Annotated in this window: 20 protein-coding genes; 13 read left to right on the forward strand and 7 right to left on the reverse strand. The window is 63.2% G+C overall.

Going from position 1 to position 21333, the window contains the following annotated elements; genetic code table 11:
• Nucleotides 1–59: 59 nt before the first annotated feature.
• The 4 genes from QQ992_RS18590 (at nt 60) to QQ992_RS18605 (ending at nt 5260) form a co-directional block, all read left to right on the forward strand.
• Nucleotides 60–2018 (forward strand): DNA topoisomerase III, encoded by a 1959-nt coding sequence (locus tag QQ992_RS18590; RefSeq protein WP_286113970.1) that lies wholly within the window; start codon nt 60–62, stop codon nt 2016–2018.
• 128 nt (nt 2019–2146) lie between these two features.
• Nucleotides 2147–3436, forward strand: a complete 1290-nt coding sequence (locus tag QQ992_RS18595) for an NAD(P)/FAD-dependent oxidoreductase (RefSeq protein WP_286110646.1) — start codon at nt 2147–2149, stop codon at nt 3434–3436.
• A gap of 80 nt (nt 3437–3516) precedes the next feature.
• A complete protein-coding gene (locus QQ992_RS18600) occupies nt 3517–4347 on the forward strand; it encodes an alpha/beta fold hydrolase (protein ID WP_286110647.1) in 831 nt (276 codons plus the stop codon).
• Between the two features lie 133 nt (nt 4348–4480).
• Nucleotides 4481–5260: a TSUP family transporter gene (locus QQ992_RS18605; protein WP_003251244.1), complete on the forward strand. Its 780-nt coding sequence runs from the start codon at nt 4481–4483 to the stop codon at nt 5258–5260.
• Here QQ992_RS18605 and nudC read toward each other — a convergent pair.
• Nucleotides 5228–6058, reverse strand: a complete 831-nt coding sequence (nudC, locus tag QQ992_RS18610) for an NAD(+) diphosphatase (RefSeq protein WP_286110648.1) — start codon at nt 6056–6058, stop codon at nt 5228–5230. The two genes, QQ992_RS18605 and nudC, sit on opposite strands and share 33 nt — an antisense overlap.
• Nucleotides 6059–6094: 36 nt before the next feature.
• A complete protein-coding gene (locus QQ992_RS18615) occupies nt 6095–6907 on the reverse strand; it encodes a crotonase/enoyl-CoA hydratase family protein (RefSeq protein ID WP_119369435.1) in 813 nt (270 codons plus the stop codon).
• A 150-nt stretch (nt 6908–7057) separates the two neighbouring features.
• Here QQ992_RS18615 and nhaB point away from each other — a divergent pair, with 150 nt between their 5' ends.
• The 6 genes from nhaB to QQ992_RS18645 all read left to right on the forward strand — a co-directional run bounded on the left by nhaB (nt 7058) and on the right by QQ992_RS18645 (nt 11997).
• The gene (gene nhaB, locus QQ992_RS18620; protein ID WP_286110649.1) at nt 7058–8560 is read left to right on the forward strand and encodes a sodium/proton antiporter NhaB; all 1503 of its coding nucleotides are present in this window, start codon (nt 7058–7060) and stop codon (nt 8558–8560) included.
• Nucleotides 8561–8684: 124 nt separating this feature from the next.
• Entirely contained in the window at nt 8685–9302 is a 618-nt protein-coding gene (locus QQ992_RS18625) for a dihydrofolate reductase family protein (protein WP_286110650.1), read from the forward strand.
• Between the two features lie 78 nt (nt 9303–9380).
• Nucleotides 9381–9926 carry a lipocalin family protein gene (locus tag QQ992_RS18630; RefSeq protein WP_286110651.1) on the forward strand — a complete coding sequence of 182 codons (546 nt, stop codon included), beginning with the start codon at nt 9381–9383 and terminating at the stop codon, nt 9924–9926.
• Between the two features lie 85 nt (nt 9927–10011).
• The gene (locus tag QQ992_RS18635; protein WP_182774192.1) at nt 10012–10458 is read left to right on the forward strand and encodes an NUDIX hydrolase; all 447 of its coding nucleotides are present in this window, start codon (nt 10012–10014) and stop codon (nt 10456–10458) included.
• Nucleotides 10459–10474: 16 nt separating this feature from the next.
• Nucleotides 10475–11434, forward strand: a complete 960-nt coding sequence (locus QQ992_RS18640) for a ribonuclease Z (protein WP_286110652.1) — start codon at nt 10475–10477, stop codon at nt 11432–11434.
• 35 nt (nt 11435–11469) lie between these two features.
• Entirely contained in the window at nt 11470–11997 is a 528-nt protein-coding gene (locus QQ992_RS18645; RefSeq protein ID WP_286110653.1) for a P-loop NTPase family protein, read from the forward strand.
• Nucleotides 11998–12007: 10 nt separating this feature from the next.
• On the opposite strand, the gene QQ992_RS18650 is transcribed toward QQ992_RS18645, so the two are convergent.
• Both QQ992_RS18650 and QQ992_RS18655 read right to left on the reverse strand, forming a co-directional pair.
• Nucleotides 12008–13291, reverse strand: coding sequence for a Zn-dependent hydrolase (locus QQ992_RS18650; RefSeq protein ID WP_286110654.1), 1284 nt, complete (start codon nt 13289–13291; stop codon nt 12008–12010).
• A 138-nt stretch (nt 13292–13429) separates the two neighbouring features.
• Nucleotides 13430–14920 carry an NCS1 family nucleobase:cation symporter-1 gene (locus tag QQ992_RS18655; RefSeq protein ID WP_286110655.1) on the reverse strand — a complete coding sequence of 497 codons (1491 nt, stop codon included), beginning with the start codon at nt 14918–14920 and terminating at the stop codon, nt 13430–13432.
• A 344-nt stretch (nt 14921–15264) separates the two neighbouring features.
• Here QQ992_RS18655 and hydA point away from each other — a divergent pair, with 344 nt between their 5' ends.
• The 3 genes from hydA to preA all read left to right on the forward strand — a co-directional run bounded on the left by hydA (nt 15265) and on the right by preA (nt 19562).
• Nucleotides 15265–16704, forward strand: coding sequence for a dihydropyrimidinase (gene hydA / locus QQ992_RS18660; RefSeq protein WP_025753444.1), 1440 nt, complete (start codon nt 15265–15267; stop codon nt 16702–16704).
• A gap of 215 nt (nt 16705–16919) precedes the next feature.
• A complete protein-coding gene (locus QQ992_RS18665; RefSeq protein ID WP_286110656.1) occupies nt 16920–18287 on the forward strand; it encodes an NAD(P)-dependent oxidoreductase in 1368 nt (455 codons plus the stop codon).
• Nucleotides 18288–19562, forward strand: a complete 1275-nt coding sequence (gene preA, locus QQ992_RS18670; protein WP_286110657.1) for an NAD-dependent dihydropyrimidine dehydrogenase subunit PreA — start codon at nt 18288–18290, stop codon at nt 19560–19562.
• Between the two features lie 129 nt (nt 19563–19691).
• On the opposite strand, the gene QQ992_RS18675 is transcribed toward preA, so the two are convergent.
• From QQ992_RS18675 to QQ992_RS18685, 3 genes are all read right to left on the reverse strand, one after another.
• A complete protein-coding gene (locus QQ992_RS18675) occupies nt 19692–20150 on the reverse strand; it encodes a hypothetical protein (RefSeq protein WP_286110658.1) in 459 nt (152 codons plus the stop codon).
• 174 nt (nt 20151–20324) lie between these two features.
• The gene (locus tag QQ992_RS18680) at nt 20325–20945 is read right to left on the reverse strand and encodes a TetR/AcrR family transcriptional regulator (RefSeq protein ID WP_119369502.1); all 621 of its coding nucleotides are present in this window, start codon (nt 20943–20945) and stop codon (nt 20325–20327) included.
• Nucleotides 20945–21301: a VOC family protein gene (locus tag QQ992_RS18685; RefSeq protein ID WP_286110660.1), complete on the reverse strand. Its 357-nt coding sequence runs from the start codon at nt 21299–21301 to the stop codon at nt 20945–20947. The genes QQ992_RS18680 and QQ992_RS18685 overlap by 1 nt, the downstream gene beginning before the upstream one ends.
• Nucleotides 21302–21333 lie beyond the last annotated feature (32 nt).

Below are 21333 nucleotides of genomic sequence, written 5' to 3' on the forward strand. Positions count from 1 at the left end.
CTCCGCGCCCCCGCTTGCGCATCCTAGTGCCCATCACCCCCGATGAAGCGTTCCCGGCCATGCGCCTGTTCCTCTGCGAAAAACCCTCCCAGGCAAAAGACATCGCCAAAGTGCTCGGCGCCAACCGCAAGGGCGACGGCTGCTGGCAAGGCACCGACGTCTGCGTCACCTGGTGCATCGGCCACCTGCTGGAAACCGCCCCGCCCGACAGCTACGACGAACGCTACAAGCGCTGGAACCTGGCCGATCTGCCGATCATCCCGGACAAGTGGAAGATGCTGGTCAAGCCCAAGACCGCCAGCCAGTTCAAGGCGGTCAAACGCCTGCTTGGCGAAGCGCGGGAACTGGTGATCGCCACCGACGCCGACCGCGAAGGCGAAATGATCGCCCGCGAACTGGTCGAACATTGCCGCTATCGCGGCCCGGTGCAACGCCTGTGGCTGTCGGCACTGGACGACGCGTCCATCCGCAAGGCCTTGGCCCGCCTGCTGCCCGGCCACGAAACCTTCAACCTGTACCACTCGGCCCTCGGCCGCTCGCGCGCCGACTGGCTGATTGGCATGAACATGAGCCGGCTGTTCACCCTGCTGGGCCGCCAATCCGGCTACCAGGGCGTGTTGCCGGTGGGCCGGGTGCAAACGCCCACCTTGCGCCTGGTGGTCGACCGCGACCGCAGCATCGCCGACTTCGTGCCCGTGCCGTTCTGGGCCATCGATGTGCAACTGGAACACGCCGGCCAACACTTCAATGCCCAATGGCGCGCCCCCGAGGACGCCTGCGACGACCAAGGCCGCTGCCTGAAGCAAGCCTTGGCACAACAAGCGGCCACCGACATCGGTAACGCCGGCACGGCCCGCGCCGTCAAGGTTGCCACCGAGCGCGTGCGTGAAGCCGCACCACTCCCCTTCGACCTCGGCACCCTGCAGGAGCTGTGCTCGAAAAAGTTCGGCCTGGGCGCCCAGGAAACCCTCGACATCGCCCAGGCCCTGTACGAAACCCACAAGCTGATCACCTACCCGCGCAGCGACTGCGGCTACCTGCCGCAAAGCCAGCACACCGAAGCGCCGGCCATCCTCGCTGCCTTGCAACGGGCCGATGCCAGCCTGGCGCCTCTACAGCCCTACCTGGAGCCGCAGCGCCGCTCGCGGGCATGGAACGACGCCAAGGTCAGCGCCCACCACGGCATCATCCCCACCGCCGCCGCCAGCGACCCGTCGCGCCTGCCGGCCAAGCACAAGGCGGTGTATACCCTGATCCGCGCCCGCTACCTGGCGCAGTTCCTGCCCAACCATGAGTACGACCGCACCCAGGCCGACTTCGACTGTGCCGGCCATGCCCTGCGTGCCGTAGGCAAGCAAATCGTCGAGCCAGGCTGGCGCCGCGCCCTGCCCGAGGCGTTGACCCCGGCCAAGGGCCGCGAAGCGCCACCCGCCCAAGTGCTGCCAGCATTGCGCGAAGGCCAGGATTGCAATGTACAAGGCCTGCAACTGAAAGACCTGTGGACCCAGCCGCCCAAGCCGTTTACCGAAGGCGACCTGATCAAGGCCATGAAGAACGTGGCCAAGCTGGTGGATGATCCGCGCCTGAAGCAGAAGCTCAAGGAAACCACCGGCATCGGCACCGAAGCCACTCGCGCCAGCATCATTCAGGGCCTGCTCGACCGCGGCTACCTGGTGAAGAACGGCAAGGCGCTGTCGGCCACACCGGCGGCGTTCAGCCTGATCGATGCGGTGCCGAAAGCCATTGCCGACCCTGGCACAACGGCAATCTGGGAGCAGGCGCTGGACATGGTGCAAAGTGGCGAAATGAGCCTGGAAGAGTTCGTTTCGCGGCAGTCGGCGTGGATGGGCAAGCTGGTCGAGCGCTGCAGCGGCATGCGCATGACCATCAGCGGGCCGGCTGCCGGGGCGGCGCCGCCTTGGAAGAAGAAGCGGCGCGGTGGCGGGAAAAGCAAAACGGCTGGCAGCAAGTCGGCCGCCAGCAAGCCGCGTCAGCCTCGGAGAAAAGCGACAACCTGAGGTTTATGCCATTTCAGGACTGGCCGCTTCGCGGGTAAATCACAAACTGGACTAATAGATTGGCACCATGAATTTTACCTGCTAAGTTTTTATGAAAATAATAACAATAATTTTCATGAGGTCTATGCATGTTCAAGCAGTCCGCCCAGCACGTCGCCAGCTACTACGCCCAGACCTACCCCGCCCACATCCCCCTACGCCCAACGCTACAAGGCACCCACGACACCGATGTGCTGATCATCGGCGCCGGTTTCAGTGGCCTGCACACCGCCCTGCGCCTTACCCAGGCTGGCAAGCGCGTGACGCTGCTGGAAGCAAGCCGCGTGGCCTGGGCCGCCTCCGGGCGCAACGGCGGCCAGGCGCTACTGGGCTGGTCGTGCGATATGCCGCCGCTGGAAAAGGCCTTGGGCATCGAACGCACCCAACGGCTGTGGGCCAGCATGTGCTGGGCCGCTGACGAAATGCGCGACCTCCCCCAGCGCCACGGCTTCGATATCGATTACCGGCTGGGCAGCCTATGGACCGCCGTGCTACCGCGCCGGGTGAAACTGCTTGAAGAAGCCCTGCACGAGGCTGAGCACAAATGGGGCTACGACGCCCTGCGCCTGATCGGCCATGAAGAGCTGCCGCAATGGATCGACAGCCCGCGCTATCAGGCCGCGCTGTATGACGCCAAAGGCGCCCACCTCAACCCGCTGAAGCTGGCACAAGGCCTGGCCAGCACCATCGAAGCCGCTGGCGGCCATATCTACGAACAAAGCCAGGTACTTGGCTACCAACAGGCAGGCGATGGCTACGTTGCCCGAACCGACAAAGGCGAAGTGCGCTGCAACGTGCTGGTGCTGGCCTGCAACGCCTACATCGACCGCCTCGACCGCAGCCTGTCGCGCCGCCTGTTGCCAGTCGGCTCCTATCAGGTGGCCACCGCGCCACTGGACCCTGACTTCGCCCGTTCGCTGCTACCGCGCAACAGCTGCGTGATCGACAACCAGTTCGTACCCGACTACTTCCGCCTTACGCCGGACCACCGCCTGCTGTTCGGTGGCGGCTGTACCTACCTGGGCGGCATCCCCAAGGACGTTGCCAGCGCCACCCGGCCCTACCTGGAGCGCGTCTTCCCGCAACTGGGCGGGGTGGCCATCGACTATGCCTGGGGTGGCCATATCGACTGCAGTATCCAGCGCACCCCGGACGTCGGCCGCGAGGGCCAACGCTACTGGCTGCAAGGTTTTTCCGGCCATGGCGTGCTGCCAACCCTGGCAGCGGCACGGGCAGTCAGCGATGCAATTCTCGGTGACGACGACCTGCTGGCACTGTACCAAGGCATCGACAACGGCTGCTTCCCCGGCGGCGACATGCTGGCAGCACCGCTGGAGGCTGCCGCCAAGGCCTGGTACAGAATGCGCGACCGCGCCTGAAGACGGCCGGTGCTTGCTGCGCGGAAATCTCTCCTATTCTCAATAGCTCCCTTCGGTTCCTGCACACAGGAGACACGACCATGAGCTATGTAACCACGAAGGACGGGGTGCAGATTTTCTACAAGGATTGGGGCCCACGCGACGCACCGGTCATCCACTTCCACCACGGCTGGCCGCTCAGCGCCGATGACTGGGACGCGCAGATGCTGTTCTTCCTGGCCCAGGGTTTCCGCGTGGTCGCCCACGACCGCCGAGGCCATGGGCGTTCCAGTCAGGTATGGGATGGCCACGACATGGACCATTACGCCGACGACGTGGCAGCTGTGGTCACCCACCTGGGCACTCAGGGCGCCGTGCATGTCGGCCACTCGACCGGGGGTGGCGAGGTGGTGCGTTACATGGCCCGGCATCCGGAAGACAAGGTAGCGAAGGCCGTGCTGATCGCCGCCGTACCGCCACTGATGGTGCAAACACCCGCCAACCCCGGCGGCCTGCCCAAGTCGGTGTTCGACAACTTCCAGGCACAGGTCGCCAGCAACCGGGCTCAGTTTTACCGGGACGTGCCGACCGGGCCGTTCTACGGCTACAACCGCCCCGGTGTCGAAGCCAGTGAGGGCATCATCGGCAACTGGTGGCGACAAGGCATGATCGGCAGTGCCAAGGCCCATTACGATGGCATCGTGGCGTTTTCCCAGACGGACTTCACTGACGACCTGAAAGGCATCCAGCAGCCAGTGCTGGTGATGCATGGGGACGATGACCAGATCGTGCCGTATGAGAATTCCGGGGTGTTGTCGGCGAAGCTGCTGCCCAATGGCACGCTGAAGACCTACAAGGGCTACCCGCATGGCATGCCGACTACCCATGCCGATGTGATCAATGCGGATTTGCTGGCGTTTATCCGTAGTTGATGTCGTTAGCCTGCACCGGCCTCTTCGCGGGCAAACCCGCGAAGAGGCCAGCACTGGCAACACATGCAGCCCAGGATTACCATGTACCCCTTCTAGTGCAGCCCTTTGCTGCCTCCCTGCCTGCCAATACCCCATGCCCTTCGAACTTACCGTAGAACCCCTAACCCTGCTGATCCTGGCCCTGGTCGCCTTCGTCGCCGGTTTCATCGATGCCATCGCTGGCGGCGGCGGCCTGCTGACCACCCCGGCCCTGCTCACCGCCGGCATGCCACCGCACCTGGTACTGGGCACCAACAAGCTCAGCTCCACCTTCGGCTCGGCCACTGCCGGTTTCACCTACTACAAGCGCAAGCTCTTCCACCCGGCGCAGTGGCGCCCGGCATTGTTCGCCACCCTGACCGGGGCGTTGCTCGGCGCCGTCATCGCCCACTACATGCCCGCCGAATGGCTGAACAAAATGTTGCCGGTGATCGTCTTCGCCTGTGGCATCTACCTGCTGTTCGGTGGCACGCCCAAGGCGCCGCTGGATGCCGATGCGCCGATCAAGAAAAAGTGGCAAGTACCACAAGGCTTCACCCTGGGCTTCTACGATGGTGTGGCCGGGCCGGGTACCGGGGCCTTCTGGACCGTCAGTACCTTGCTGCTGTACCCCATCGACCTGGTCCGCGCCAGCGGCGTGGCGCGCAGCATGAACTTCGTCAGCAACATCGCGGCGCTGACGGTGTTCATCATTTCCGGGCAGGTGGACTACATCGTCGGCCTGTGCATGGGCCTGTCGGTGATGGTCGGCGCCTTCTTCGGCGCACGCACGGCGATCAGCGGCGGCAGCAAGTTCATCCGCCCGGTGTTCATCACCGTGGTGCTGGCGTTGACCGTGCGCCTAGCGTGGCAGCACTGGTTCGGGCAGGCCTAAACGGCGAGCGACATATAAATCGATCAGGTACCGGGCAATGGAGCGCCCGGCCGGCAGCGGCGGCAGGTCGTGGACGCTAAACCACTGGGCATCCTCGATCTCGTCCGGCTGCATCACAATCTCGCCCCCGGCATATTCGGCATGGAAGCCGAGCATCATCGAATGCGGGAACGGCCAGCACTGGCTGCCGACGTACTGAATGTTCTGTACCTCCACCGCCACTTCTTCACGCACTTCGCGTACCAGACAGTCTTCGGCCGACTCACCCGGCTCAGCAAAACCGGCCAAGGTGCTGTACACCCCGGTGACGAAGCGTGGCGAGCGCGCCAGCAGGATTTCATCGCCACGGGTCACCAGCACGATCATGCTCGGTGAAATACGCGGGTAGCTGCGCAGGTCGCACGGCTGGCAATACATTGCCCGCTCCCAGCGAATTTGCGTCATGGCCTGGCCGCAACTGCCGCAGAAGCGGTGCTCGCGGGCCCAGGTGCCGATTTGCGCGGCATAACCCAACACCTTGTAGGTGTCGAAGTCACCTTCGAGCATGAAGGTCCGCAGGCCACGCCAGCTGCACCCAGGCATCTCGGTAGCGCTACGGAGCTCCAGCAGGAACACGGGCTGGCCGTCGAAATGACCGATGCCGTGCTCGCACAGCACGTCGAGGTCCTGGCGCTTGAGCCAGTCGCGGGGGAACAGCGCGCCGTTATCGTCCACCAAAAACCCTTCCGGGCTGCGGGCCACGGCCAGCCCCCCGGTGATCTGCGGGTCGAGTACTGCGGTAGTCCAGCGTGCTGACATGTCGGGGGTTCCTTTACTGCGCGTCCCCCGGCCCGATCAGTCGGCGAACGTCGGTTTCTGTTTGCTCATGTGCGCCGCCACAGCCACGCGCAAGTCTTCGGACTGCAGCATCGCGGCGTTCCAGGTGGCGATGTAGTCCAGGCCATCGTCGATGCGATGGTCGCGCATGTAGCTGAGCATTTCCTTGGTGCCGGCCACGGCGATCGGCGATTTTGCGGCAATCTCGCGGGCGATGACAAAGACACCGTCAAGTAGCGCGGCCTGATCATCATAGACCCGGTTGACCAAGCCGATGCGCAGGGCTTCGTCCGCCGCAACGTTGCGCCCGGTGAAGGCCAGCTCACGCATCATGCCGTCACCGATGATACGTGGCAAACGTTGCAGTGTGCCGACATCGGCGGCCATGCCCATGTCGATTTCCTTGATCGAGAACTGGGCATCGCTGCTGCAGTAGCGCATGTCGCAGGCCGAGATGAGGTCGATGGCACCACCGATGCAGTAGCCTTGCACGGCAGCCAGCACCGGCTTGCGGCAATTGTCCACGGCAGTGAACGAGGCCTGCAGGCGCTGGATGGTCTTGCGCAGGAAGCGCGCATTGCGGCCCACATCCTTGCCCATCTGCCCGGCCAGCGACGCCAGCATCATCAGGTCGATACCGGCGGAGAAATGCTTGCCGGCGCCGCTGATCACCACCGCGCGCACCGCATCGGTGTCGTCGATCCACTGGAAGATGTCGATGATCTCCTCCCAGAAGGCGGCGTTCATCGCGTTGACCTTTTCCGGGCGGTTGATCTGAACGTGGGCGATGTTATCGGTCAGTTCGACCTTGAATGCGCTGTAATCGGTCACGGGCGGCACTCCTGCGGGTGAAGGGTTCATGGCTCGGATGGTAACCCAGCCCGATGACCGCACTTGTGCCAAAAACGGGACTGCACGCCTTGCCTAAGACGCGCCGATCCGGCACCGTGCGCCATCGCCGAATTATAAGGATACAAATACATGTCACGCTCCCCGACCGGCGCCCTCGCCCACAGTTTTCTGGGCCAGTCGCCGCTTTGGTACAAGGCGGTCATCTGCCTGTTCCTGGTGCTCAACCCACTGCTGTTGGTCACCCTTGGTCCGGTTGCCGCCGGCTGGGCGCTGGTGCTTGAGTTCATCTTTACCCTGGGCATGGCGCTGAAGTGCTACCCGCTGATGCCGGGCGGCCTGCTGCTGATCGAAGCCCTGCTGTTGCAGATGACCACGCCACAGGCGCTGTACGAGGAACTGCAGCACAACTTCCCGGTGATTCTGCTGCTGATGTTCATGGTCGCCGGTATCCACTTCATGAAGGAACTGCTGCTGTTCCTGTTCTCACGCATCCTGCTGGGCGTTCGCTCGAAGGCAGTCCTGTCGCTGCTGTTCTGCGTGCTGTCGGCATTCCTCTCGGCGTTTCTCGATGCGCTGACCGTGACGGCGGTGATCATCAGCGCGGCGGTGGGCTTTTACGCCGTTTACCACCGTGTCGCCTCCGGGGCCAACCCGCGTGAAGACAGCGCGCTCGATAGCGATCAGCAAGTGGCACAATTGCACCGCGAAGACCTCGACCAGTTCCGCGCCTTCCTGCGCAGCCTGCTGATGCACGGCGCGGTGGGTACTGCCCTGGGCGGTGTTTGCACGCTGGTGGGCGAGCCGCAAAACCTGCTGATCGGCCATGAAATGGGCTGGCACTTCGCCGACTTCTTCTTCAAGGTGGCGCCCGTGTCGCTGCCGGTGCTGGGTGCCGGCCTGCTCACTTGCGTGCTGCTGGAGAAGCTTCGCCTGTTCGGCTACGGCACGCTGATGCCTGAACCCGTGCGTCAGGTGTTGGCCACCTATGCGGCCGAAGACGACGCGGCGCGCACCCAGGCCCAGCGCCTGGCGCTGTGGGTGCAAGGGTTGGCTGCGCTGATCCTGATCGTATGCCTGGGGCTGCACGTGGCCGAGGTTGGTCTGATCGGCCTGATGGTGATTGTGCTGATCACGGCCTTTACCGGCATCACCGACGAACACCGCCTGGGCCGTGCCTTCCAGGACGCCATGCCGTTCACGTCCTTGCTGGTGGTGTTCTTCGCCGTGGTGGCTGTGATTCATCAGCAGCAACTGTTCAGCCCCTTGATCGGCTGGGTGCTGACGCTGCCTGCCGAGCAACAGCCGGGCATGCTGTACCTGGCCAACGGCCTGCTGTCGGCGATCAGCGACAACGTGTTCGTTGCCACCATCTACATCACCGAAGTGAAGCAGGCGTTTCTCAATGGCGGCATGAGCCGCGAGCATTTCGAGACACTGGCGGTGGCGATCAATACCGGTACCAACCTGCCCAGCGTGGCGACACCGAATGGCCAGGCCGCGTTCCTGTTCCTGCTGACCTCGGCGATTGCGCCGTTGATCCGGCTGTCGTATGGGCGGATGGTGTGGATGGCCTTGCCCTATACCGTGGTGATGGGTGGGCTGGGGTGGTGGGCGGTGACCTACTGGTTGTGATGTGAGCCTGTGCCGGCCCTTTCGCGGGCAGCCCGCGAAAAGGCCGGCACAGCCTGTCGATTTTGTCTTGTGCCATTCGACTATTCATGAAAGCAGCCATCGGGCTGCCGACCGGAGAGTCCCCATGCGCAAACTCATCGTAGCCGCCTTCATCAGCCTCGACGGCGTCATGCAAGCCCCCGGCGGCCCGCAGGAAGACACCAGCGGTGGCTTCACCTACGGCGGCTGGATCGTCCCCTACGCCGAGGAAGTCTTCGGCCAGGCGATGCAGGCGCTGTTCAGCCAGCCCTTCGAGCTGCTGCTGGGCCGGCGTACCTATGACATCTTCGCGGGCTACTGGCCAAAGATAAAAGACGACTCGGAAGATTTCTCCATCGCCAACCTGTTCAACCGTGTGCCCAAGCATGTGGCCACCCATAACCCAGGCACCCTCGACTGGCACAACAGCCACGCCCTGGGCGCGGACATCGCTGCGGCGGTACGCACACTTAAACAGCAGGACGGCGCCGACCTGCTGACCCAAGGCAGCGCCGAACTGGTGCAGCAACTGCTGGCGGCAGGCCTGGTCGATGAGCTGCAGTTGCTGATCCATCCGCTGCTGCTTGGCCACGGCAAACGCCTGTTCGGTAACGACGCGGCCGCAGCGGCCTTCGCCTTGCAGCACTCGCAGGTTTCACCCAAGGGCGTGGTCATCGCCCGCTACGTGCGCGCAGGCCAGGTGCAGACCGGCTCGTTCGAATAAGGGAAATTCCGTACAACTTTTGCCCCGCGCCCGCATCGAAACACAGGTAAGCCCCCATCCGTTCCAAGGAGGTTCACCATGGCACTACGCACCCCGTTGCTGCTGTCCTGCATCACCCTGGCCCTGCTCGGTTGCGCCGGCAACGATCACCCGGCGCCGCCGCGTACCCAGCAGGTCGACCTGCAACGCTATCAGGGCACCTGGTACGAACTGGCGCGGCTGCCGATGTTCTTCCAGCGCAACTGCGTGCAGTCCGAGGCGCACTATGGCCTGCGTACCGATGGCCGCATCGACGTGACCAACCGTTGCCAGGAGAAGGACGGCCAGTGGAATGAAGCCAAAGGTGTCGCCGAGGCCCAGCAACCGGGCAGCACCGACAAGCTGTGGGTACGCTTCGACAACTGGTTCAGCCGCCTGGCCCCCGGCCTGACCAAGGGCGAATACTGGGTGCTGTACCACGACAAGGACTACCGCGTGGCGTTGGTCGGCCACCCCGACCGTGAGTACCTGTGGCTGCTGTCGCGCACGCCGGCGGTCACCGACCAGCAACGCGAGCAACTGCTGAGCATCGCGCGGGAGCAAGGCTATGACACCAGCAAGCTCATCTGGCGGCAGGCAGACTAGCTCACCATCGACGGCATGCGGCAATCCGGCTAAGGTGTGCGCCCTTTATCGACTCGAAGGAACGAGCCCGTTGAGCACTCAACCGCTGCAAGTACCCCGTATCCGTTTTCTGGCCCTGTGCGTGTTCCATCACCAGGGCAAGATCCTGGTTAACGTGTTTGACGACCCGGCCACCGGCCAGACGCTGTGCCGCCCCTTGGGAGGTGGCGTCGAGTTCGGTGAGTTGGCCCAGGATGCCATTGCCCGGGAAATCCATGAAGAACTGGGCCAGCCGATCAGCGATGCAAGACTGCTCGGCACCCTCGAAAGCCTGTTCACCTATGCCGGCAAGCCGGGGCATGAGATTGTGCAGGTGTACGATGCGCGCTTCGATGACGCCAGCCTGTACGAGCAAGACTGGCTGGACGGCCACGAGTCGGACAACAGCCCGTTCCGCGCCCGCTGGTGCAACAGCGCCGACTTCGCTCGCATCGGCCCACTGGTGCCACAGGGGCTGCAGGTGATGCTGCGCAACCTGTCGCTGCTGGACTGAATCAGGAGCCCTGAGCATGGACCTGCTGTTCCTGGGCACCTCTGCCGGGGTGCCGACCAAGGCGCGCAACGTCAGCGCCACTGCCGTGATCGAAGCCAGTGGCAGCCACTGGTACCTGGTCGACTGCGGCGAAGGCACCCAGCATCAGTTGCTGCACACGCCGCTGTCGATCCGTGACTTGCGTGCCATTTTCATCACCCATGTGCACGGCGACCATTGCTTTGGCCTGCCAGGCCTGCTGGCCAGTGCCGGGATGAGCGGGCGCACCCAGCCGCTGGAGCTGATTTTGCCCGCCGCACTGCATGACTGGGTACGTCAGGGCCTGTTGGCCAGCGACACCTTCCTGCCCTTCGAACTGCGCCTGCTGGCCGTGGAGGACGTCGCCGAATGGCGCAGCGAGACCCTGCAAGTGACCACCGTGCAGTTGTCACACCGGGTACCGAGCGTTGCTTTCGTGTTCACCGAACTCAACCCCGAGCCGCGCCTGGACATCCAGCGCCTGGAAGCCGAAGGCATTCCACGCGGTCCACTGTGGGGCGAGCTGGCCAAAGGCCTGAAGACGCAGCATGGCGGGCAGTGGCTGGACGGTAACGACTACTTGCGCCCTTCGCGCCCGCCGCGCCGGGTGATCGTGTGCGGAGACAACGACAACCCGGAATTGCTGGCCGATGCCGCCAAAGGCGCGGATGTGCTGGTGCACGAAGCCACGTTCACCCAGGCAGTGGTCGAGCGCACCGGGGTCACCTTCGGCCACAGCACCGCAGCAGCGGTAGCGCACTTTGCCGAAGCGGCAGGCGTGCGCAACCTGGTGCTGACGCACTTCAGCGCCCGCTACCAGAGCGATCCCAGACGCAGCCCGAATATCGATAACGTGCGTGACGAAGCCCTCGCCCACTACCACGGGCAACTGGTCCTGGCGCGGGACCTGCAGCGCTATCACATAGGACGCGATGGCTGTCTTGAGCGGGCCGAATGAATTAGGATTGCCGGTTTTTCCAAAAGGACTTGGCCATGCAACGCATCATGATTCTGGGCAACGCCGGCAGTGGTAAGTCGACCCTCGCTCGGCAGATAGGCGCCCGCTTGGGCGTGCCGGTGGTACACCTCGACACCTTGTTCTGGGAGGCTGATTGGGTAGAACCGGATGCCGAGACTTTCCGCAACAGGGTACGCGATGCGGTTGCCGGGAATGCGTGGGTGTGCGAGGGCAACTACAGCCGCCGCACGTTCGACCTGCGCTTGCCACGGGCCGACCTCGTCATCTGGCTGGATACGCCACGGCTGACCTGCCTGAAGCGGGTAATCCTTCGCAGCGTACTGAACAAGCCACGGCCGGACCTGCCGGCCGGGTGTACCGAACGGCTGGACCGGGCGTTTCTGGGTTTCCTGAAGTTTGTGTGGACGTTCGACCGGGGTTATCGGCCAGGGATCGAAGCGAACCGCCAAGCCATTGGTCCGCAGGTTCCAGTGGTGCATTTGCGTGGGGAGCAGCAGATAGCGGCGTTTTTGTCTGGCCTTGCGCAGCCGCTACCTGCCTGACGTTACGGTACTACGCAGCCAAGCGCCCGCTGGCAATGGCCTCCGATGCCGCCAGCATCGCCCGCAGCAATACCGCGCACCCTGCCGCCAGGTCATCCGGCGTGGCGTTCTCGATCTCGTTGTGGCTGATGCCGTTTTCGCACGGCACGAAAATCATCCCCGCCGGCCCTAGCTCGGCCAGGAAGATCGCGTCATGCCCCGCACCGCTGACGATGTCCATGTGCGGCAGGCCCAATGCCTTGGCCGACTCGCGCACCGCATCGACACAGTCCTTGTCGAAGTACAGCGCCGGGAAGTCCGCCGTGGGTACCAGTTCATGGCTCAGGCCATGCTTGGCACAGGTGGCCTCGATCACCCCGCGCACCTCGGCAATCATCGCACTCAGCTGCTCGCCCTCCAGATGGCGGAAGTCCAGGGTCATGCGCACTTCACCCGGGATCACGTTACGCGACCCGGGGTACGCCTGCAGGCATCCCACGGTGCCGCAGGCATGGGGCTGATGGCCGAGGGCGGTGCGGTTGACCGCTTCCACTACCGCAGCGGCACCGACCAATGCATCCTTGCGCAGGTGCATGGGCGTCGGGCCGGCATGGGCCTCGACACCACGCAGTGTCAGATCGAACCACTTCTGGCCCAGGGCACCCAGCACCACGCCGATGGTCTTGGCCTGATCTTCGAGGATGGGCCCCTGCTCGATATGCGCTTCGAAATACGCCCCCACCGGGTGGCCCAGCACTGCACGAGGGCCCGCATAACCGATGGCATTCAAGGCCTCGCCAACGCTCACACCCTGGGCATCGCGCTTGGCCAGGGTTTCTTCCAGAGTGAACTTGCCGGCAAACACCCCCGAGCCCATCATGCATGGCGCAAAACGTGAGCCCTCTTCGTTGGTCCACACCACGACTTCCAGCGGTGCTTCGGTTTCCAACCCCAAATCGTTGAGGGTACGGATCACCTCCAGCCCGGCCATCACCCCGAAGCACCCATCGAACTTGCCGCCCGTAGGCTGAGTGTCGATATGGCTGCCGGTCATCACCGGGGGCAGCTTGGGGTTACGCCCGGGGCGGCGGGCAAAGATGTTGCCGACGGCGTCGATGCTGACCGTGCAACCGGCGGCCTCGCACCACTGCACGAACAGGTCGCGGGCCTGGCGGTCGAGGTCGGTCAGGGCCAGGCGGCAAACGCCCCCTTTCACGGTGGCGCCGAGGCGTGCCAGGTCCATCAGCGATTGCCACAGGCGGGTGCTGTCGACGTGGTGAGCGGTGGTCTTGAGGATGTCTTGGACTGGAGTCACGGGTTTCTCCTTCAGGCTTTTTTGTTGTCTGTCAGGGCCCTATCGCCGGCAAGCCAGCTCCCACAGGACCACCACAGGTTTCGAGCGCTACGCCGTACCTGTGGGAGCTGGCTTGCCGGCGATAGGGCCAGTGAGGTCTCAAGGTAATGGCTTCGCCAGCCGCGCCGGATTGCGCGCCGCCATGCTGGCGAAGACGTAATACAGCCCCCCACCCAGCAGCGAGCCGGTGAACCAGCCGTAGTCGTAAAACCAGCTAAAACTGCTGTTGCCAATGGCCATCACGGTCAGCGCCACCGGCAAGGCAAAGGCGGCAAACCCGGCCCAGTTCCACGCCGGGTACACGTCATCCCGGTACAGCCCGGCCAGGTCCAGCTGCTGTCGGCGGATCAGGAAGTAATCCACCACCATGATCCCGGCAATCGGCCCGAGCAGGCTGGAATAGCCAAGCAACCAGTTGGAATACACGCTCTCCAGGCTCAGGTCGGAGACGATCCAGCCCAATTTTTTCAGCAGCTCATGCCCCATCAACGCCAAACCGATGAAGCCGGTCAGCCATACCGCACGGCTGCGCCCGATCAGGCGAGGGGCAATGTTCTGGAAGTCGTTGGTCGGTGACACGATGTTGGCGGCGGTGTTGGTCGACAGCGTGGCGATCACGATCAGCGCCATGGCCAGGGCCACCCAGAACGGGCTGTGGATCTTGCCGATCAGACTGACCGGGTCGGACACCGTTTCGCCCACCAGCGACGCCGAGGCAGCGGTCAGCACCACACCCAGCGAAGCGAACAGGAACATGGTCAGCGGCAGGCCGAAGATCTGCCCCAGGATCTGGTCTTTCTGGCTGCGGGCGTAACGGCTGAAGTCGGGAATGTTCAGCGACAACGTGGCCCAGAAGCCGACCATGGCGGTAAGCCCAGCGCAGAAGTAACTGACCACGCTCGCCCCTTCCGGGCGCTTGGGTGGCTGGGCCAGCAGTTCGGTCATCGACATGTGCGGCAACGCCCAGAACAGCAGCCCGACGCCCACCGCCACCAGCAGCGGTGCCGATAGTGTTTCCAGCCACTTGATCGACTCGGCGCCGCGCAGCACCACCCACAGGTTCAGGCACCAGAAAATCATGAAGCCGATCACCTCGCCGGTACCGCCCAAAGCCTTCCAGCCATCGAACACCGAGCCCAGGAACAGGTGGATGGCCAGCCCGCCGAACATCGTCTGGATACCGAACCAACCGCACGCGACCACCGCGCGGATCAGGCACGGCACATTGGAGCCGAGAATGCCGAAGGACGAGCGCAACAGCACCGGAAACGGGATGCCGTACTTGGTGCCGGGAAACGCGTTGAGGGTAAGCGGAATCAGCACGATCACGTTGGCCAGCAGGATAGCCAGCAACGCCTCGCCCACGCTGAGGCCGAAGTAAGCCGTGAGCACGCCGCCCAACGTGTAGGTGGGCACGCAGATGGACATGCCTACCCACAGGGCAGTGATGTGCCATTTGTTCCAGGTGCGCTGGTGCACTTTGGTGGGCGCGATGTCGTGGTTATAACGCGGGCTGTCGAGGACATCACTGCCCTCGGACAGCTCGAACAGGCCATCTTGCTCGACCACTTCCGATCTGCTCTGTTGCATGGGCCCTTCTCCAGATTTTCTTTTAGTTGTTTGCTCATCGGGCTAATTCGATGGCCGGAGTACGCACGCGTAATCGTGCTTAAAAATCTCGACCAGATTTTCATCTTGTCAAGTAAGTCAAAAACCTCCGAAAGCCCCGCAACCAGCGCTAACTGAATTATTAATCTTTAAATATCAGTTACTTAAAAACCACAAAAATAATAGGAAAATTTTCTTGATGAATCACGGATCAGCATCTAGCCTCGAATCTTGTCAGGCCTGACAGGATTAACCGCCCTGCCCGCCCTGCACCCGTGACAATTCCAAGAACCGGCCCAGACCGGTCAGCCTGCGAGGAAAACGGCATGTCCCTGTTGATCCGTGGCGCCACCGTGGTTACCCACGAAGAGAGTTACCCCGCCGATGTCCTGTGTGCCGATGGCCTGATCCGCGCCATCGGGCAAAACCTCGAACCCCCGACCGACTGCGAGATTCTCGACGGCAGTGGCCAGTACCTGATGCCCGGCGGCATCGACCCGCACACCCACATGCAGTTGCCGTTCATGGGCACCGTGGCCAGCGAGGACTTCTTCAGCGGCACCGCTGCGGGCCTTGCTGGTGGCACCACCTCGATCATCGATTTCGTCATCCCCAATCCGCAGCAATCGCTGCTGGAGGCCTTCCACACCTGGCGCGGCTGGGCACAGAAAAGCGCCAGCGACTATGGCTTCCACGTCGCCATCACCTGGTGGAGCGAGCAGGTGGCCGAAGAGATGGGCGAGCTGGTGGCCAAGCACGGGGTGAACAGTTTCAAGCACTTCATGGCCTACAAGAACGCCATCATGGCCGCCGACGACACCCTGGTGGCCAGCTTCGAGCGCTGCCTGCAACTGGGTGCCGTGCCGACCGTGCATGCCGAAAACGGCGAACTGGTGTACCACCTGCAGAAAAAACTGCTGGCCCAAGGCCTGACCGGGCCGGAAGCCCACCCGCTGTCGCGCCCGTCCCAGGTCGAGGGCGAGGCGGCCAGCCGCGCCATCCGCATTGCCGAAACCCTCGGCACGCCGCTGTACCTGGTGCATGTTTCCAGCCGCGAGGCACTGGATGAAATTGCCTATGCCCGGGGCAAGGGCCAACCGGTGTATGGCGAGGTGCTGCCCGGCCACCTGCTGCTGGATGACAGCGTCTACCGTGACCCGGACTGGGCCACTGCAGCCGGCTACGTGATGAGCCCGCCGTTCCGCCCGCGTGAGCACCAGGAAGCCCTGTGGCGGGGCTTGCAGTCGGGCAACCTGCACACCACCGCCACCGACCACTGCTGCTTCTGCGCCGAGCAGAAAGCCATGGGCCGCGACGACTTCAGCCGTATTCCCAACGGCACCGCGGGTATCGAGGATCGCATGGCAGTGCTGTGGGATGCCGGGGTGAACAGCGGGCGTTTGTCGATGCATGAGTTCGTTGCGCTCACCTCCACCAACACGGCGAAGATCTTCAACCTGTTCCCGCGCAAGGGTGCCATCCGTGTTGGCGCCGACGCCGACCTGGTGCTGTGGGACCCGCAGGGCACCCGCACCATCTCCGCCCAGACCCACCACCAGCGGGTGGACTTCAACATCTTCGAAGGCCGCACCGTGCGTGGCATCCCCAGCCACACCATCAGCCAGGGCAAGGTGCTGTGGGCCGATGGCGACCTGCGCGCCGAAGCGGGCGCGGGGCGGTATGTGGAACGGCCGGCGTACCCGTCGGTGTATGAGGTGCTGGAGCGCAGGGCCGAGCATCAGCGCCCGACTCCGGTACAGCGCTGAGGCTATTGGGGCTGCTATGCAGCCCATCGCAGGCAAGCCAGCTCCCACAGGAATAGTGCTGCTCTCACAGGCATGACTTTCCTGAAAAACCAGCTCTCACAGGGATAGCACCAGCCTCAAGGACATCACTGTACCTGTGGGAGCTGGCTTGCCGGCGATTGGGGCGCACCGCGCCCCCATTCCAAGCCACTTATAAAAATAGAGAGGCTACAACCGTGATCGACGCCCTGAACCACTTGCCGCGCCCAAGGGCCGGTGCCGACCAGTTGGCCGAGCGCTTCAGCGACCTGGCCCCACCCCTCACCGCTCGCCAGGCCGCAGTCGAAAGCGCGCGCTGCCTGTACTGCTACGACGCGCCCTGCGTCAACGCGTGCCCCAGCGACATCGACATCCCCTCGTTCATCCACCGCATCAGTGACGAAAACCTGCAAGGCGCCGCCGAGCGCATCCTCTCCGCCAACATCCTCGGCGGCAGCTGCGCCCGTGTATGCCCCACCGAAATCCTCTGCCAGCAAGCCTGCGTGCGCAACAACGCGCAGGAGTGTGCACCGGTACTGATCGGCCAGCTTCAGCGCTACGCCCTGGACAACGCCCACTTCACCGAACACCCGTTCAAGCGTTCCCCGGCTACCGGCAAGCGCATCGCCGTGGTCGGTGCCGGGCCTGCCGGGCTGTCCTGTGCCCATCGCCTGGCCATGCACGGGCATGACGTGGTGGTGTTCGAGGCCTGTGACAAGGCTGGCGGCCTCAACGAGTACGGCATCGCCCGCTACAAACTGGTCGACGACTATGCGCAACGTGAAGTGGAATTCCTGCTAGGCATCGGTGGCATCGAAATCCGCCATGGCCAGCGCCTGGGCGGCAACCTCAGCCTGGGCGAGTTGCGCGACCAATACGACGCGGTGTTCCTCGGCCTCGGCCTGAATGCGGTGCGCCAGCTGGGCCTGCCCGATGAAGAAGCTCCCGGCCTGCTCGCCGCCACTGCGTACATCCGCGAGCTGCGCCAGGCCGATGACCTGAGCCAACTGCCCTTGGCCGACCGCTGCCTGGTGATCGGTGCCGGCAACACCGCCATCGACATGGCCGTGCAGATGAGCCGCCTGGGCGCCCGCGACGTCAACCTGGTGTATCGCCGTGGCCACACCGACATGGGCGCCACCGGCCACGAGCAAGACATTGCCAAGGCCAACCAGGTGCGCCTGCACACTTGGGCCCGCCCCGATGCCGTACTGCTGGATGAGGCTGGCAAGGTGCGCGGCATGCGCTTTGCCCGCACCGAGCTGGCCGACGGCCGCCTGCGCGACACTGGCGAAACCTTCGAGCTGGCCGCCGATGCCATCTTCAAGGCCATCGGCCAACGCTTCGACGACGCCAGCCTCGGTGATCCGGTGGCCGCACAACTAGCCCGCGAGGGTGAGCGCATCCGTGTCGACGAAACCCTGCAAACCAGCCTGCCGGGCGTGTATGCCGGCGGCGACTGCACCGCCCTGGGCCAGGACCTCACCGTCCAGGCCGTACAGCACGGCAAGCTGGCCGCCGAAGCCATCCATGCCCGACTCATGCTCAACGTGGAGGCAGCGTAAATGGCCGACTTGTCTATCGTGTTTGCCGGTATCAAGGCACCCAACCCGTTCTGGCTGGCTTCCGCGCCGCCCACCGACAAAGCCTACAACGTGGTCCGCGCCTTCGAGGCCGGCTGGGGCGGCGTGGTGTGGAAAACCCTGGGCGAGGACCCGGCGGCGGTCAACGTGTCGTCGCGGTATTCCGCACACTACGGCGCCAACCGCCAGGTACAGGGCATCAACAACATCGAGTTGATCACCGACCGTTCGCTGGACATCAACCTGCGCGAAATCACCCAGGTGAAGAAGGACTGGCCCGATCGCGCATTGATCGTGTCACTGATGGTGCCGTGCGTGGAGGAGTCGTGGAAGTTCATCCTGCCACTGGTGGAGGCCACCGGGGCCGACGGCATCGAGCTGAACTTCGGTTGCCCGCACGGCATGCCTGAACGGGGTATGGGTGCGGCGGTCGGCCAGGTGCCGGAGTACGTGGAAATGGTCACCCGCTGGTGCAAGACGCACTGCTCGCTGCCGGTGATCGTGAAGCTTACGCCGAACATCACCGACATCCGCCAATCGGCCCGTGCCGCGCACCGGGGCGGGGCCGATGCGGTGTCGTTGATCAACACCATCAACTCCATCACCAGTGTCGACCTGGACCGCATGGTCGCCCACCCCATCGTGGGGGACCAGAGCACCCACGGCGGTTACTGCGGCTCGGCGGTCAAGCCGATTGCACTGAACATGGTGGCGGAAATCGCCCGCGACCCGGAAACGCGTGGCTTGCCGATCTGCGGCATTGGCGGCATCGGCAACTGGCGTGATGCGGCAGAGTTCATGGCCCTGGGCAGCGGCGCCGTGCAGGTGTGCACGGCGGCGATGCTGCACGGGTTCCGCATTGTCGAGGACATGAAGGACGGCCTGGCGCGCTGGATGGACCAGCATGGGCACGCCAACATCGAGGCGTTTCGCGGGCAGGCGGTGGGGCACACCACTGACTGGAAGTACCTGGACATCAACTACAAATCGGTGGCCCATATCGACCAGGAGGCGTGCATTGGCTGCGGGCGTTGCCATATAGCCTGTGAGGATACGTCTCACCAGGCCATTACCAGCACGCTGAAGGCTGACGGCACGCATGCCTACAGTGTGATCGAAGAGGAATGCGTGGGCTGCAACCTGTGCCAGATCACCTGCCCGGTGGAAAACTGCATCGAGATGGAGGCGCAGGAGACTGGCAAGCCGTACATGAACTGGACGCAGGATCCGCGTAATCCCTATAGAGAGGCCAGCTAGGGGGTTGGGGCTGCCCTCGCATTCCGTCAAGAGGTTCTGCAACGGGTCTGAGGACTTGCCGTTATTCCTTCATAACGGCAAGTTTTTACGAGGCATCCTCATCACTGCACGCTTGCTTGGCCGACACGTTCACTTGCTTCTTAAAACGGGGGCTACCATTTTCATGGTACTGCGATCCCGACTTCCTGTGGCATTAAAACTAATTTCTTTGATGTTCCCATCCACCCAGATTATCTTACATGAACCTTCGAGCGACTGGTCATGGCGGATGCCTGGCCCAAGAAACGCGCATCTGATGCCGTCCTCGGCGAACTTATCTCCCGCCTTTAAGCCGTTGACGAAGTCATATAAAATGCCGTACCAAAGTGTCAACTTACCGTCATCAGTAGGGACCCTCAAAACAACCACTTTTTCATCGGTGTACAACAGAGAAGATCCAACGTAGCTCTCTTCCCCATGCCCATGTACCAACGAAGCCTGCAACTGAATATCCGAAACCTTCAACACTACGCCCGACTTCTTGAACCCCGGCACCTTCTCATTTAATAGTGCAATAAATGCATCAAAATTCTCTTTTTTTGAGGACATTTTCTTATCCCTCTCAGCTCGTAAGCTCCAGCACATTCGAACGCAGTCCGAACACAAGTGCCAACTCAAGCAGCCGTTACTCGCCACTTGCCACGTCACTCTAGGAGCTGGCCAAAACTTTCGAAACTGGCAAAAATATCAGGTAGTAGCTCACTTCCGGGCAACACAATGCCCTCACGGCTGAAGCCCGATACCCCGCAAAATCACACTGGTCACCGTCTGCACCGCGCTCTCGAACGCCATGTCCGAGAGCATCTCCCCGCCATTGAGCAGTTCAACCTGGTAGCCAAAGTCAGCATAGTGCTGGGTCGAAGCCCAGATCATGTACAGCAACGCCGACGGCTCCACCGGCAGAATGCGCCCCTCCTCTACCCAGCGGCGGATCTTGGTCTCTTTCAACTTGGCCCAGGGCACCAGGCTTTCATCCAGGTTCACCCCCAACACCGGCGCCCCGTGCAGCATTTCTTCGGCCCAGATCTTCGAGCCCAATGGCCGTGAGCGCGAATGGCCCATCTTCGCGCGGATGTAACTGGTCAACACCACGCGTGGGTCGTCGAAGTTCTCGAAGCACAGCGCGTCCTGCTTCCACACGTCCAGCAAGTCTTGCAGTACCGCGCGGAACAGGTCGTCCTTGGTGCTGAAGTAATAGTGCAGGTTGGAGCGCGGCAACTCGGCCTGTTCGGCAATATCGCCCATGGACGTGGCGCCATAGCCTTTTTCGGCGAACACCTTTTCCGCCGCCTGCAGAATCTTCTCGATATTGCGCCGGCGGATTTCGATCTTGTGGTTGGCCATCAGCCCTGGGCCGTCCACACCGCCAGTTCATAACCGTCCGGGTCGATGAAGTGGAAGCGTCGCCCACCGGGGAAGGCAAAAGTTGCCCGGCTGATTTTCGCCCCCGCCGCCTCGACCCGCTGCTGCGTGGCCTCCAGGTCGTCGGCATACAGAATGATCAGCGGCCCACCCGGAGTCACAGGCTCGCCAGTGGTAAAGCCGCCAGTCAACCGCCCATCGCTAAACTCGGTGTAGGTAGGCCCGTAGTCGGTGAACGCCCAGCCGAACACGCTGCCATAGAAGGCCTTGCTCCGTGCGATGTCGCTGACATTGAACTCGATGTTGTCAATCTGCCGATCATTACCGCGAATGCCCATGTTTGCTCCGTGCCTAGGGGTTTGCCCTAGTC

It is taken from the genome of Pseudomonas kurunegalensis, assembly GCF_030291635.1.
Classification (GTDB): Bacteria; Pseudomonadota; Gammaproteobacteria; order Pseudomonadales; family Pseudomonadaceae; genus Aquipseudomonas; species Aquipseudomonas monteilii.